Consider the following 13,073-nt stretch of genomic DNA (forward strand, 5'->3'; position numbering starts at 1 on the left):
AACGAGCTCGGCAGCACGGAACAAGGCTGCCGCAGGCCCCGCCTTTGCGCAGGATCGAGGCGCCGAAAGATTGACATTCCTCCACGAATCTTTTACCGGTGTCCTTGGCAGCGTTGTCCGGGATTTGACTCGGATATCTGCCGGCAGGGTACGCACACGCACCGAGACGCGAATGGAAGCCGGCTAGGGTGGCCCTTCCATCAGCGAGGAGCAGCCATGAGCAAGAGTTCAGATGTACGCATCGAAGACCCATTGATGCCGGCCGGCGGCTGGGGTTCGCTTGGCGAGGTCGCCACCATCCTGTTCGATCAGCGGGTGCCGCTGAAGGACAGCCGCCTGCTGCTCAAGCAGAACAAACCGGACGGCTATGCCTGCGTCAGCTGTGCCTGGGCCAAGCCGGCCAACCCGCATCCCTTCGAATTCTGCGAAAGCGGCGCCAAGGCCACGGCCTGGGAAACCACCAGCAAGACGATAGGCGCGGACTTCTTCCGGCAGCACACCGTGACCGGGCTGGAAGCCTGGGACGACCACCGGCTGGAAGACCAGGGCCGCCTCACGGTGCCGCTGCGCTACGATGCGCAATCCGACAAATACCGCGAGATCGCCTGGGACCAGGCCTTTGAAGAAATCGGTGCGGCCCTGCGCAGCTACGCGCCGAAGAATGTCGTGTTCTACAGCTCGGGACGGGCTTCGCTCGAGACCTCCTACATGTACGGGCTGCTGGCGCGCATGTACGGCAACAACAACCTGCCGGACAGCTCGAACATGTGCCACGAGAGCACCTCGGTCGGACTGCAAAAGACCATCGGGGTCCCGGTCGGCACCGTGGTGCTGGACGACTTCGAAAAGACCGACTGCATCTTCTTCTTCGGCCAGAACGTGGGCGTGAACAGTCCGCGCATGCTGCACCAGCTGCAGGCGGCGCGCAAGCGCGGGGTGCCGATCATCACCTTCAATCCGCTGCGCGAGCGTGGCCTGGTGAGCTTCACCAATCCGCAGTCGCCGCTCGAGATGCTCACCGGGCACGAGACCGCGATCAGCACCCAGTACCACCAGGTCAAGCCGGGCGGCGACACGGCCGCCGTCATGGGCCTGTGCAAGGCGATCCTGGCGCTGGACGATGCGGCGCGCAGCGGGGGCGCGCGGCGCGTGCTCGACACCGCCTTCCTGCGCGAGCACACCCACGGCTTCGAGGAGTTCGAGGCCGCAGTGCGCGCCTGCGAATGGGGCGACATCGAGCGCGAATCCGGTCTGTGGCGGGGCGACCTGGAAAGCGCGGCCGCCGTGTACTGCAAGGCCAGCGCCGTGATGGCGATCTACGGCATGGGCCTGACCCAGCACCGGAACGGCGTGCAGAACGTGACGATGATGGTCAACCTGCTGCTCCTGCGCGGGAACATCGGCAAGCCCGGCGCCGGCGTGTGCCCGGTGCGCGGCCACTCGAACGTGCAGGGCCAGCGCACGGTCGGCATCACCGAAAAGCCCGAGCTCGCGCCGCTGGACAAACTCAAGGAACAATACGGCTTCGAGCCGCCGCGCGAACCCGGCATGAATACGGTCGAGGCCTGCGAGGGCATCCTGGAAGGGAAGATACAGGCGTTTGTCGGCCTGGGCGGCAACTTTATCCGCGCGGTGCCCGAGCGCGGCCTGATGGAAGCGGCCTGGCGCGAGCTGCCGCTCACGGTGCAGATTGCAACCAAGCTCAATCGCAACCACGTCATCCACGGCAAGGCTTCCTACATCCTGCCTTGCCTGGGACGGATCGAGATCGACCGCCAGGCCGGCGGGCCGCAGGACGTGAGCGTCGAGGACAGCACCGCCTGCATGCACGGCTCGCGCGGGATGGCCGAGCCGGTGGCGTCCACGCTGCTGTCCGAGCCGGCTATCGTGGCCGGCATCGCGAAAGCCACGCTGGCCCCCAACCCGCGCGTGGACTGGGACCGCTGGGTGGCCGATTACGCGACCGTGCGCGATGCGATTGCCGAAACCTATCCCGAGATCTTCCACGATTTTAATGAGCGGATGTGGACGCCGGGGGGATTCCGCAAACCGGTCGCTGCAGCAAGCCGGGTCTGGAAGACCGAGAGCGGCAAGGCCGGCTTCACGGTGCCCGAGGACCTGAAAGGCAATCCGGACCTGGGCGGCGGCCCGGCCACGCTGCGCCTGTTCACGGTGCGCAGCGACGGCCAGTTCAACACCACGATCTACAGCCATGACGACCGTTTCCGCGGCGTCTACGGCAGCCGCATGGTGATCTTCATGTCGCGCGCCGACATGGCGAAACATGCGCTGGCCCAGGGCGAGCTGGTGGCGCTGCGCACCGCTGCCATGGATGGCGTCGAACGGCGCATCGCCGGGCTTGCGGTCGTGCCCTACGACGTGCCGCCGGGCTGCATCGCCGGCTACTTCCCCGAGCTCAACCCTCTCATCCCGCTATGGCACCACGCCAAGGAAAGCAAGGTGCCGGCGGCCAAGGCGATCGACGTCATCCTCGAGCGTGACCGGAGGCCGTCGTGAACGCGGGCGAAGCCTTCTTCGCGCCAGGGGGCGCATCAAGGCTGGAGGCCGCCTCCTGGGTCGATGGCCGCTTGGCGCCGGGTACGGAAGTGGTGGCCGACGAAGTGCCGGTCGCTTTGGTCTACAACGGCATCAGCCATGCGGTGATGCTGGCCTCGCCCCAGGACCTGGAGGATTTCGCGCTCGGCTTTTCGCTGGGCGAGCGCATCGTGCGCCATGCGAGCGACATCTACGACATCGAGGTCGAGCACACCTGCAACGGCATCGCCATCGAGATGCGCATCGCCTCCGGCGCCCTGGTGCGCCTGAAGGAGTCGCGCCGCGCGCGGACGGGCAAGACCGGCTGCGGCCTGTGCGGGGTCGAGAGCCTGGCCTGGTTCGAGGACGAGGCCCTGGACCCGCCGCAGGCAAGCGCCACATCGGCCGTCTTCGAGCACGCCGCGCTGCACCGCGCCATGACAGCCATGGCGGCGCGCCAGCAGCTGCACCATGCGACCGGCGCGGTGCACGCCGCCGGATGGGCCGAGCGCGACGGCTCCTTGCATTGCGTGCGCGAAGACGTGGGCCGCCATAATGCCCTCGACAAGCTGGTTGGCGCGCTGGTGGCTGACAAAGTGGACACGTCAGGCGGGTTCGCGGTGGTCACGAGCCGCGCCAGCTTCGAGATGGTGCAAAAGGCCGCGCGCGCGGGCTTTCCGCTGCTGGCCGCGATCTCGGCGCCGACCGCGCTGGCCGTGAAACTGGCCGGGCGGGCAGGCCTCACGCTGGCCGGTTTCGTGCGCGGAGGGCGCCACGTTCTTTACACGCATCCGCAACGACTTTCCGGGATGCCGGTATGATCCTGTCCTTCGAATAAAAGCACCTGGAGTAATCAATGGTCATCGTGACCCACAACGGCAAGTTCCATGCGGACGACGCATGGGCGGTCGCCGCCCTGCATATCCTGTTCCCCGAAGCGGAGATCGTGCGCACCCGCGACAGCGCGGTCATCGAGGCGGCCGATTTCGTCGTCGACGTCGGCGGCATCTGGGATCCGGCCAGCGGCCGCTTCGACCACCACCAGAAAGGCTTCGAGGGCGCCCGCGCCAGTGGCGTGCCCTATGCCAGCGCGGGCCTGGTCTGGCGCGAATTCGGCGGGCGCTGCGTGGCCGCGCTGGCCGCCGCCCATACGGGCCACCAGATCGATGCCGACACGGCGCAGCAGCTGGCCTATGCCATCGACACCGACATCGTCCAGTACCTCGACCTCTCGGACGTGGGCGCGGCCAGGAATGCCCCGGGCGGCTACGGCATGTCGGCCGTGGTCTCGGGCTACAACCCGAACTGGATGGACGAGCAGCGCCTCGGTTACGGGCTGGAGGCGGAAGCCTACCGCCTGGCCCAGTTCCGTAAAGCAATGGCCTTCCTCACCGACGTGATGGCCAATGCCGTGAACTACCGCGTCGGCGCCACGCTGGCGCTGGCGCAGGTGCGCGCGGCCGAACCGATGGAGGGTGGCCGCCTGCTGTTCCTGAAGAATGCTGCGCTGCCATGGACTTCCGTGGTGCGCAAGGAAATGCCGAAGGTGCTGTTCGTGATCAGCCACAGTTTGTCGGAAGACCGCTACATGCTGCACACGGTGCCGGCCACTACCGATACCTTCGACGCCCGGGCCGACCTGCCGGAACCCTGGGCCGGCCTGCGCGACGCGGAACTGGCGGCGGTAACCGGCGTACCGGACGCCAAGTTCTGCCATAACGGCCGTTTCATTGCTGCAGCGAATTCGTTTAACGGCGCCTATGCCATGGCGAAACAGGCGCTGCAGGCGGTGGACGAGGGTTTGACGCCGCTTTTCGAGATACGCGATTCTCGGGCGGCAATTCCCGTTTGAGTTAGGTAAGGCACTGTCGCAGCGCAGAAGAACGACTATCTTGGGCTCATGGCGAAGATAGTTTCAATGCGAAAGCTGTATGCAATGCAACGCATGTCGGCCGCCCTCAACCGGGCATCGGCGGCGCGGCCTTTCGGCCCGGACACCGACCGGGCGCTGCGGTGGGCCGCGGCCTGGGGCATGTCGGCCGGCATCCGCACCCAGCACACGCGCCTGCGCCTGCGCCGCGACACCCTGCTCGGCGTCTGCCACGAGATCCATCGCTAGAGGCGTATCATAGTGTCGTTCTATCGGGTCGATAGTGATAATAAGACGCTGTCTATGCCGCACCGTTAGATACGCAACAGTTCGCTTGCCTCCTGCAAGGCTATGTTGTCGTTGGTAGTTCCTATAACGAATAACAGTGAGGCAGAGATGGCTAAAAGCAAGAACGTGCCAGGATCAGTGGCTGGCGCCGGTTCCATCATGAGCACCATGGCAGGTCCGTCGGACCCGACACCGCCGTCCACCCTGGGATCGAAGGATCCGGTCAGCCGGCGCCTGCTGGAAAAAATGGCCGCCGGCCAGGAGCTGGCGGCCGACATGCCCTTCAACCCGAACAAGCCGGACGAATACGGCGACGCCGCCCGCACGCCGGAGCCGGGCGCCACGGCCAAGCCGTCGACCCCTGGCGCCACCGGCAGCACCAGCAGCGAGATCGTCCAGTCCGACAAGGTCGGCGACGGTCAGCCGCCGATCGGCCAGAACCCGACCGTCGGGCCGCTCGACCGCGTGCGCGTCGACGCCAGCGACCGCCACCTCACCACCAACCAGGGCGTGCCGGTCGCGGACAACCAGCATTCGCTAAAGATCGGCCTGCGCGGCCCGACGGCGCTGGAAGACTTCATCCTGCGCGAAAAGATTACCCATTTCGACCACGAGCGCATTCCCGAGCGGGTCGTGCACGCGCGCGGCTCGGCAGCGCACGGCTTCTTCGAGGCCTATGAAGACTTGAGCGCGGTCACCCGCGCCGCGCCGTTCAAGGCCAAGGGCAAGCGCACCCCGGTGTTCGTGCGCTTCTCGACCGTCGCCGGCGAGCGCGGCTCGACCGACGTGGCGCGCGACGTGCGCGGCTTCGCCGTCAAGTTCTATACCGACGAAGGCAACTGGGACCTGGTGGGCAATAACATTCCGGTCTTCTTCATCCAGGACGCGATGAAATTCCCCGACCTGGTGCACGCCGTCAAGCCGGAGCCGCACCATGGCATGCCGCAGGCGGCCAGCGCCCACGATACCTTCTGGGACTTCGCGTCGCTCTCGCCAGAAATCGCGCACATGCTGATGTGGGTGATGTCGGACCGCGCGATCCCGCGCAGCTACCGCACCATGCAGGGCTTCGGCGTGCACACCTTCCGCCTGATCAATGCGCAGGGCGAATCGCAGTTCTGCAAATTCCACTGGACGCCGCTGGCCGGCACCCACTCGCTGGTGTGGGACGAGGCAGTGAAGATCTCGGGCGCCGATCCCGACTTCCACCGCCGCGACCTGTGGGAAGCGATCGAGGCGGGCAACTTCCCCGAGTGGGAGTTGGGACTTCAAATCTTTACCGAAGAGCAGTCGAATTCATTTGGCTTCGACATCCTCGATCCAACGAAGCTGATTCCGGAAGAGCTGGTGCCGGTGCAGAAGGTCGGCCGCATGGTGCTGGACCGTAACCCCGACAACTTCTTTGCCGAGACCGAGCAGGTGGCTTTCTGCACCGCCCACATCATCCCCGGCATCGATTTCTCCAACGATCCGCTGCTGCAGGGCCGCATCCACTCCTACCTCGACACCCAGCTCTCGCGCCTGGGCGGCCCGAACTTCCACGAGATCCCGATCAATGCGCCGATCGTGCAGGTCCAGAACAACCAGCGCGACGGCATGCACCGCCAGGCGATCCACCGCGGCCGCGTAAGCTACGAGCCGAATTCGCTGGCGGGCGGCTGCCCGTTCCAGGCCGGCAGCAAGGGCTTTACGAGCTTCCCCGAGCGCGTGGCGGAAGACAAGGTGCGCGGCAAGCCGGAACTGTTCGCCGACCACTATTCGCAGGCGCGCCTGTTCTACCAGAGCCAGGCCCCGGTCGAACAGGCTCACATTGCCAACGCCTTCCGCTTCGAACTGACGCGCGTGCAGACGGTGGCGATCCGCCTGCGCATGCTGGCGCTGCTGGCCAATGTCGACGACGGCCTGGCGGCGAAGGTGGCCGAGGGCCTCGGCCTGGAAGTGCCGGAGCCGCTGCCGCTGGCCACCGATGCGCCGATTCCGACGTATCCGCCATCGCCGCCGCTCTCGCTCCTGAGCCGCGCCGGCATCACGGGCGTGCGCACCCGCCGCGTCGCGATCTTCGTGGCGCCGGGTGTCGATGGGGCGCAGGTCGCCTCGATTTACGCCAGCCTGGTGATGGATGGCGCCGTGCCTCGCCTGGTGGGTAACCTGCTGGGCAAGGTCAAGGCGCTTGATGGTTCGATGCTCGACGTCGAAGTGTCGCTCGAGGCCGGGCCGTCGGTGCTGTACGACGGCATGATCGTGCCGGACGGCGCCAAGGCGGTCGAGGCGCTGGCGCGCAACGCCCACGCGATCGACTTCGTGCGCGAGCAATACCGCCACTGCAAGCCGATCCTGGTGCTGGGCGCGGGTGAGGGCCTGCTCGACAAGGCCATGGTGCCGAAGGCGCTCCCTGATGGCTCGGACGATCCGGGACTGATCATCGGGATTGCAGCCAAGCCGGATACTGCGCTGGATCAGTTCACGCTGGCGCTGGCCGGACACCGGGCGTTCGCGCGGGAGACGGATCCGCCGGCGGTGTGAGTTTCAGGGTCTGATGAAACGCCAGCTTCGTGCTGGCGTTTTTTTTGCCGCAGCCGGAGGTCTACGGTGCGTGTGGCGGAATGCGTAAAACTCAGGTGCCGGCCTGCGCCGGTACCTAAGTACCGTGCAGACCGTAATTTCCGTTGACGCCCTCCGCGCGCGGTTTTGCCGCCTCCCGTACAATTGCGGTTTTTTCAACCCGGGAGCAGTCATGCGCGCCATCGAGATCACCCAGCCGGGCAAGCCGGACGTCCTGCAGCTGTGCGAACGCCCGCTGCCCGTGGCGAAGGGGGGCGAAGTGCTGATCAAGGTGCACGCGGCCGGCATCAACCGCCCGGACGTGCTGCAGCGCCTGGGCAAATACCCGGTGCCGCCTGGTGCGTCCGACCTGCCTGGCCTGGAAGTGGCCGGCGAAATCGTCGACGGCGACTACGCCGCAGCCGGCTACAGGAAGGGCGACATGGTCTGCGCGCTGGTGCAGGGCGGCGGTTACGCCGAATACTGCACGGCGCCTGCCGAGCAATGCCTGCCGATCCCCGACGGCTTGACGCCGCTGGAAGCCGCTTCGCTGCCGGAGACTTTTTTTACGGTTTGGACAAATATTTTCGACCGCGCGCAGCTCTCTCCGGGCGAGACCCTCCTGGTGCAGGGCGGCACCTCGGGCATCGGCGTCACCGCGATCCAGCTCGCAACCGCACTCGGCCACCGCGTATTCGCCACCGCTGGATCGGATGACAAGTGCCGCGCATGCGAAGCCCTGGGCGCCGAACGCGGCATCAACTACCGCCTTGAGGACTTCGCGGCGGTGGTAAAGGAGCTGACGAACGGGAAGGGCGTCAACGTCATCCTCGACATGGTCGGCGGCGACTACCTGCCGCGCGAGATCGATTGCCTGGCCGATGACGGCCGCATCGCCCTGATCGCGCTGCTGGGTGGCGCCAAGGCCGAGATCGACCTGGGCCAGGTATTGCGCCGCCGGCTGCACATCAGCGGTTCGACGCTGCGCCCGCGCCCGGTCGCCTTCAAGGCGGCGATCGCGCGCAATTTGCGACGGCAGGTCTGGCCGCTGTTCGCCCAAGGCAAGCTCAAGCCGGTGATTTACAGGACTTTCCCGCTGGCGCAGGCAGCCGAGGCGCATGCGCTGATGGAGTCGAGCACGCACGTGGGCAAGATCGTGCTGGAAGTGATCTAAGCGATTGAATCAAAAAGGGAAGTGCGGGGGCCGCCTAGGCTCGAACGGGGCCGGGAAAGAAGCCCAGCCATTGTTTGACCGCCACATATTCGACCGCTAGAATAGCGGGTTATTTAACTGTGGACTCGTATGCGTTCCAAACTCGTCGTAGGTAACTGGAAGATGAACGGCAGCCGTGAAGCCAATGCGGTGCTGCTGACCGGTATCCTGGCTGGACTGGCCGATGCCAGGGCCGCTGCCGCCGTGTGCGTGCCGGCGCCTTACCTGTACCAGTGCCAGGATCTCCTGAAAGGCAGCGCGCTGGCCTGGGGGGCGCAGGACGTGTCCTGCCAGCCCAGCGGCGCCTATACGGGCGAGGTCTGCGCGGCGATGCTGCAGGATTTCGGATGCCGCTACGTCATCGTCGGCCATTCCGAACGCCGCGCCTACCACGGCGAATCGAGCGAGCTGGTGGCCAGGAAAACGAAAGCCCTGCTGGATGCGGGCATGACCCCGATCGTCTGCGTCGGCGAAACGCTCGAGCAGCGAGAGGCCGGGCAGACCATGGAAGTGGTCAATGAACAGCTCGGCGCCGTGCTGGACAAGATCGGCGCCGATGCCATGGACAAGATCGTGCTGGCCTACGAGCCGGTGTGGGCGATCGGCACCGGCAAGACCGCCACCCCCGAAATGGCCCAGGAAGTACACGCAGGCCTGCGCGAAAAGCTGCGTGCTTGCAACGCGGACAGCGCGGAAAAGGTATTGGTGCTGTACGGCGGCAGCATGAAGCCGGATAATGCGGCGGACCTGATGGCGCAGCCGGACATCGACGGCGGCCTGATCGGCGGCGCAGCCCTGAAGGCGGCGGATTTCCTGGCGATCATCCACGCAGCACAGTAATCCCGCACTACCGTAGTACAGAATTACCGCATTTAATCGTCGTTAACTTGGAAATGGAATTGCAATGAACACCCTGTTTAATCTGGTTATTGTCGTGCAGGTTATTTCGGCCCTGGCCATTATCGGCCTGGTGCTGGTCCAGCACGGCAAGGGCGCCGACATGGGCGCGGCCTTCGGTTCGGGCGCCTCGGGCAGCCTGTTCGGTGCGTCGGGCTCGTCGAACTTCCTGTCGAAGTCGACCGCCTTCGCCGCCGCCGTCTTCTTCGCCTCGACCCTGGCGCTGGCGTATTTCAGCAACAACCGCACTGCCGGCCCTGATGGCGGCGTGATGGAGCGCGTCACCGTGCCGTCGTCGAAGGCACCGGCCACAGGAATCCCGAGCGACATCCCGGGCGCCGGCCCGAACGCCGGCGCGACCACGGTCGTTCCTGCCAACGACATCCCGCAAACCCCGGGCGTCGCCATTCCGGCCGCGCCAGGCCAGGCCGCTCCTGCGCCTGCCGCACCAGCTGCTGCAACGACTGCAACCCCGGCCGCCCCGGCCGCCCCGGCCCCGGCCCCGGCCCCGGTCACCAAGTAATTCCTCGATTTCCGTCGCACGGGCGCCGCACGCCCGTTCGCGATTAGCGGTAGAATGCGGCTCGCTGTCAGTAGCGCGGGCTGGATTCTTTCGCAGCCCGGCCAGAATTAGTACTGAGTGCACGTGATCGGCTGTAAAGATTAAACGTCAACATTAAATTGTTGAGAATTTGCGTAAATTCCTTGTGATAGCGCAATTTGTGCATTGAAAAGTAGTGCTAAAGCAGGGTAAAATACTGGTCTCCAGCCGACGTGGTGAAATTGGTAGACACGCTATCTTGAGGGGGTAGTGGCGCAAGCTGTGCGAGTTCGAGTCTCGCCGTCGGCACCAAGATACAAAGAAGCCAGCAAGGGCGCAACGAGCAAACGCTCTCCTGCCTGAGCTGGCTTTTTTTACGATTCGTGCGGTCCTGGTGGAAGGTTCTGGCCAGGTAGTACGGTTCGGCGCTGCAGCCCTGCAGTGTTTCATTAACCGATCGTTCAATACAGGCTTCATCGTGAACCTCGAAAATTATTTCCCCGTACTTCTCTTTATTCTGATTGGCGTCGGCGTTGGTGTCGCCCCGCAGGTGCTTGGCCGCCTGCTCGGCCCGCACCGTCCGGATGCCGCCAAGCTGTCCCCGTATGAATGCGGCTTCGAGGCCTTCGAAGACGCGCGCATGAAGTTCGACGTCCGGTACTACCTGGTCGCGATCCTGTTTATTTTGTTTGATCTGGAAACGGCATTCTTCTTCCCATGGGGCGTCTCGATGCGCGAACTGGGCTTTGCCGGCTTCGTGACGATGATGGTGTTCATCGCCGAATTCGTCGTCGGTTTCTGGTACATCTGGAAGAAAGGTGCCCTTGATTGGGAATAAGCCATGGCAATTGAAGGCGTATTAAACGAAGGTTTCATTACCACCACAGCCGATAAGCTGATCAACTGGGCGCGCACCGGGTCGATGTTCCCGATGACGTTCGGCCTGGCCTGCTGCGCGGTCGAGATGATGCATGTGGGCGCAGCCCGCTACGATCTCGACCGTTTTGGCATTGTGTTCCGCCCGTCGCCGCGCCAGTCGGACGTGATGATCGTCGCCGGCACGCTGTGCAACAAGATGGCTCCCGCATTGCGCAAGGTGTACGACCAGATGGCCGAGCCGCGCTGGGTGATCTCGATGGGTTCCTGCGCCAACGGCGGCGGCTACTACCACTACTCGTATTCGGTGGTGCGCGGCTGCGACCGCATCGTCCCCGTCGACGTCTACGTGCCGGGCTGCCCGCCAACCGCGGAAGCCCTGCTGTACGGCATCATGCAGCTGCAGAACAAGATCAAGCGCACCAATACCATCGCGCGCTAAGAACAGCGAATCACCATGACGACTAAACTCGAATCCCTTGAACTCGCCCTGAAAAATGCTCTGGGCGAGGGCGCTGCCATTAGTTCCGCGCTGGGCGAAGTAACTGTGGTGGTCAAGGCCGCCGACTATCTCGCATCGATGCAGACCCTGCGCGACGCGCCGACCCTGCGCTTCGAACAGCTGATCGACCTGTGCGGCGTCGACTACTCGCAGTATGGCGAAGGCACCTGGGACGGCGCGCGCTTCGCGGTCGTCTCGCATCTGCTGTCGATCGAGCACAACTGGCGCGTGCGCGTGCGCGTGTTCTGCCTTGATGACGACATGCCGATCGTCGAATCGGTCACCGGCATCTGGCGCGCCGCCAACTGGTACGAGCGCGAAGCCTTCGACCTGTTCGGCATCCTGTTCGACGGCCACGGCGACCTGCGCCGCATCCTGACCGACTACGGCTTCATCGGCCACCCGTTCCGCAAGGACTTCCCGGTCACGGGCTATGTCGAGATGCGCTACGACCCCGAACAGAAACGCGTGATCTACCAACCGGTAACGATCGAACCGCGCGAGAACATCCCGCGCGTGATCCGCGAAGAAACCTACGGGACGAAATAATGGCTGAGCTTAAGAATTACACCCTGAACTTTGGTCCGCAGCACCCGGCAGCGCACGGCGTGCTGCGCCTCGTGCTGGAACTGGACGGCGAAGTGATCCAGCGCGCCGACCCGCACATCGGCCTGCTGCACCGCGGCACCGAGAAGCTGGCCGAGACCCGCACCTACCTGCAGTCGGTCCCGTACATGGACCGCCTGGACTACGTGTCGATGATGTGCAACGAGCACGGCTACGTGCTGGCAGTCGAAAAGCTGCTGGGCGTGGAAGCGCCGGTGCGCGCGCAGTACATCCGCGTCATGTTCGACGAGATCACCCGTATCCTGAACCACCTGATGTGGCTGGGCGCGCACGCGCTCGACATCGGCGCCATGGGTCCCTTCCTGTACGCTTTCCGCGACCGTGAAGACCTGTTCGACGTGTACGAAGCGGTGTCGGGCGCGCGCATGCACGCGGCCTACTATCGCCCCGGCGGCGTCTACCGCGACCTGCCGGACCGCATGCCGCAGCACAAGGAGTCGCCGATCCGTTCGCGCAAGGCCATCGACGCCCTGAACCAGGACCGCCAGGGTTCGGTGCTCGACTTCATCGACGCCTTCACCAAGCGCTTCGACGGCTATGTCGACGAATACGAAACCCTGCTGACCGACAACCGCATCTGGAAGCAGCGCACGGTCGGCATCGGCGTGGTTTCGCCCGACGACGCGAAAGCCATGGGCTTTACCGGCGCCATGCTGCGCGGCTCGGGCGTCGCCTGGGACCTGCGCAAGCAGCAGCCCTACGCCGTCTACGACCAGATGGACTTCGACATCCCGATCGGCACCAACGGCGACTCCTACGACCGCTACCTGGTGCGCATGGAAGAGATGCGCCAGTCGAACCGCATCATCAAGCAGTGCGTGGCCTGGCTGCGCGTGAATGCCGGCCCGGTAATGATCGACAACCACAAGATCGTGCCGCCGAACCGGATGGACATGAAGTCCAACATGGAATCGCTGATCCACCACTTCAAGCTGTTCACCGAAGGCTTCCACGTGCCGGAAGGCGAGGCGTATGCCGCGGTCGAGCACCCGAAGGGCGAGTTCGGCATCTACATCGTGTCGGACGGCGCCAACAAGCCGTACCGCCTGAAGATCCGTACCCCGGATTACGCCCACCTGCAGAGCCTCGACGAAATGGCGCGCGGCCACATGATTGCCGACGCCGTGACCATCATCGGCACCCAGGACATCGTGTTCGGCAGTATCGACCGTTAAGAGGCTAG

The 13,073-nt window shown here is 64.8% G+C and carries 12 protein-coding genes and 1 tRNA gene; all 13 read left to right on the forward strand.

Annotated features, from left to right (window positions below):
• The first annotated feature begins 216 nt into the window (after window positions 1–216).
• The 13 genes from AC56K1_RS00810 (at window position 217) to AC56K1_RS00870 (ending at window position 13,065) form a co-directional block, all read left to right on the forward strand.
• Window positions 217–2,517, forward strand: a complete 2,301-nt coding sequence (locus tag AC56K1_RS00810) for an FdhF/YdeP family oxidoreductase (protein ID WP_497155957.1) — start codon at window positions 217–219, stop codon at window positions 2,515–2,517.
• A complete protein-coding gene (gene fdhD / locus AC56K1_RS00815) occupies window positions 2,514–3,356 on the forward strand; it encodes a formate dehydrogenase accessory sulfurtransferase FdhD (protein WP_497155958.1) in 843 nt (280 codons plus the stop codon). The genes AC56K1_RS00810 and fdhD overlap by 4 nt, the downstream gene beginning before the upstream one ends.
• Window positions 3,357–3,391: 35 nt before the next feature.
• On the forward strand, window positions 3,392–4,387 hold the full coding sequence (locus tag AC56K1_RS00820; RefSeq protein WP_497155959.1) for an MYG1 family protein: 996 nt from the start codon (window positions 3,392–3,394) through the stop codon (window positions 4,385–4,387).
• An 84-nt stretch (window positions 4,388–4,471) separates the two neighbouring features.
• Window positions 4,472–4,654: a hypothetical protein gene (locus AC56K1_RS00825; protein WP_497155960.1), complete on the forward strand. Its 183-nt coding sequence runs from the start codon at window positions 4,472–4,474 to the stop codon at window positions 4,652–4,654.
• A gap of 147 nt (window positions 4,655–4,801) precedes the next feature.
• Window positions 4,802–7,216, forward strand: a complete 2,415-nt coding sequence (locus AC56K1_RS00830; RefSeq protein WP_497155961.1) for a catalase — start codon at window positions 4,802–4,804, stop codon at window positions 7,214–7,216.
• Window positions 7,217–7,427: 211 nt separating this feature from the next.
• Window positions 7,428–8,408 (forward strand): NAD(P)H-quinone oxidoreductase, encoded by a 981-nt coding sequence (locus tag AC56K1_RS00835; protein WP_497155962.1) that lies wholly within the window; start codon window positions 7,428–7,430, stop codon window positions 8,406–8,408.
• A 129-nt stretch (window positions 8,409–8,537) separates the two neighbouring features.
• Window positions 8,538–9,287, forward strand: coding sequence for a triose-phosphate isomerase (gene tpiA / locus AC56K1_RS00840; protein ID WP_497155963.1), 750 nt, complete (start codon window positions 8,538–8,540; stop codon window positions 9,285–9,287).
• 64 nt (window positions 9,288–9,351) lie between these two features.
• Window positions 9,352–9,867: a preprotein translocase subunit SecG gene (gene secG, locus AC56K1_RS00845; RefSeq protein WP_497155964.1), complete on the forward strand. Its 516-nt coding sequence runs from the start codon at window positions 9,352–9,354 to the stop codon at window positions 9,865–9,867.
• Between the two features lie 245 nt (window positions 9,868–10,112).
• Window positions 10,113–10,197 (forward strand) — tRNA-Leu (locus AC56K1_RS00850).
• Window positions 10,198–10,363: 166 nt separating this feature from the next.
• A complete protein-coding gene (locus AC56K1_RS00855; protein ID WP_497155965.1) occupies window positions 10,364–10,723 on the forward strand; it encodes an NADH-quinone oxidoreductase subunit A in 360 nt (119 codons plus the stop codon).
• A gap of 3 nt (window positions 10,724–10,726) precedes the next feature.
• Entirely contained in the window at window positions 10,727–11,203 is a 477-nt protein-coding gene (locus AC56K1_RS00860) for a NuoB/complex I 20 kDa subunit family protein (RefSeq protein WP_020654624.1), read from the forward strand.
• A 15-nt stretch (window positions 11,204–11,218) separates the two neighbouring features.
• Window positions 11,219–11,812: an NADH-quinone oxidoreductase subunit C gene (locus AC56K1_RS00865; RefSeq protein WP_497155966.1), complete on the forward strand. Its 594-nt coding sequence runs from the start codon at window positions 11,219–11,221 to the stop codon at window positions 11,810–11,812.
• Window positions 11,812–13,065 carry an NADH-quinone oxidoreductase subunit D gene (locus AC56K1_RS00870; protein WP_497132302.1) on the forward strand — a complete coding sequence of 418 codons (1,254 nt, stop codon included), beginning with the start codon at window positions 11,812–11,814 and terminating at the stop codon, window positions 13,063–13,065. Before AC56K1_RS00865 ends, AC56K1_RS00870 begins: the two co-directional genes overlap by 1 nt.
• The last annotated feature ends 8 nt before the right edge of the window (window positions 13,066–13,073 follow it).

It is taken from the genome of Telluria sp. ZB4P37, from assembly GCF_059685855.1.

Bases quoted from the DNA above. Each gene is read 5' to 3' on its own strand.
- AC56K1_RS00835 (WP_497155962.1), top strand. From the start codon at position 7,428: ATGCGCGCCATCGAGATCACCCAGCCGGGCAAGCCGGACGTCCTGCAG.
- AC56K1_RS00810 (WP_497155957.1), top strand. From the start codon at position 217: ATGAGCAAGAGTTCAGATGTACGCATCGAAGACCCATTGATGCCGGCC.
- AC56K1_RS00825 (WP_497155960.1), top strand. From the start codon at position 4,472: ATGCAACGCATGTCGGCCGCCCTCAACCGGGCATCGGCGGCGCGGCCT.
- secG (WP_497155964.1), top strand. From the start codon at position 9,352: ATGAACACCCTGTTTAATCTGGTTATTGTCGTGCAGGTTATTTCGGCC.
- AC56K1_RS00830 (WP_497155961.1), top strand. From the start codon at position 4,802: ATGGCTAAAAGCAAGAACGTGCCAGGATCAGTGGCTGGCGCCGGTTCC.
- AC56K1_RS00870 (WP_497132302.1), top strand. From the start codon at position 11,812: ATGGCTGAGCTTAAGAATTACACCCTGAACTTTGGTCCGCAGCACCCG.
- AC56K1_RS00860 (WP_020654624.1), top strand. From the start codon at position 10,727: ATGGCAATTGAAGGCGTATTAAACGAAGGTTTCATTACCACCACAGCC.
- tpiA (WP_497155963.1), top strand. From the start codon at position 8,538: ATGCGTTCCAAACTCGTCGTAGGTAACTGGAAGATGAACGGCAGCCGT.
- AC56K1_RS00865 (WP_497155966.1), top strand. From the start codon at position 11,219: ATGACGACTAAACTCGAATCCCTTGAACTCGCCCTGAAAAATGCTCTG.
- AC56K1_RS00820 (WP_497155959.1), top strand. From the start codon at position 3,392: ATGGTCATCGTGACCCACAACGGCAAGTTCCATGCGGACGACGCATGG.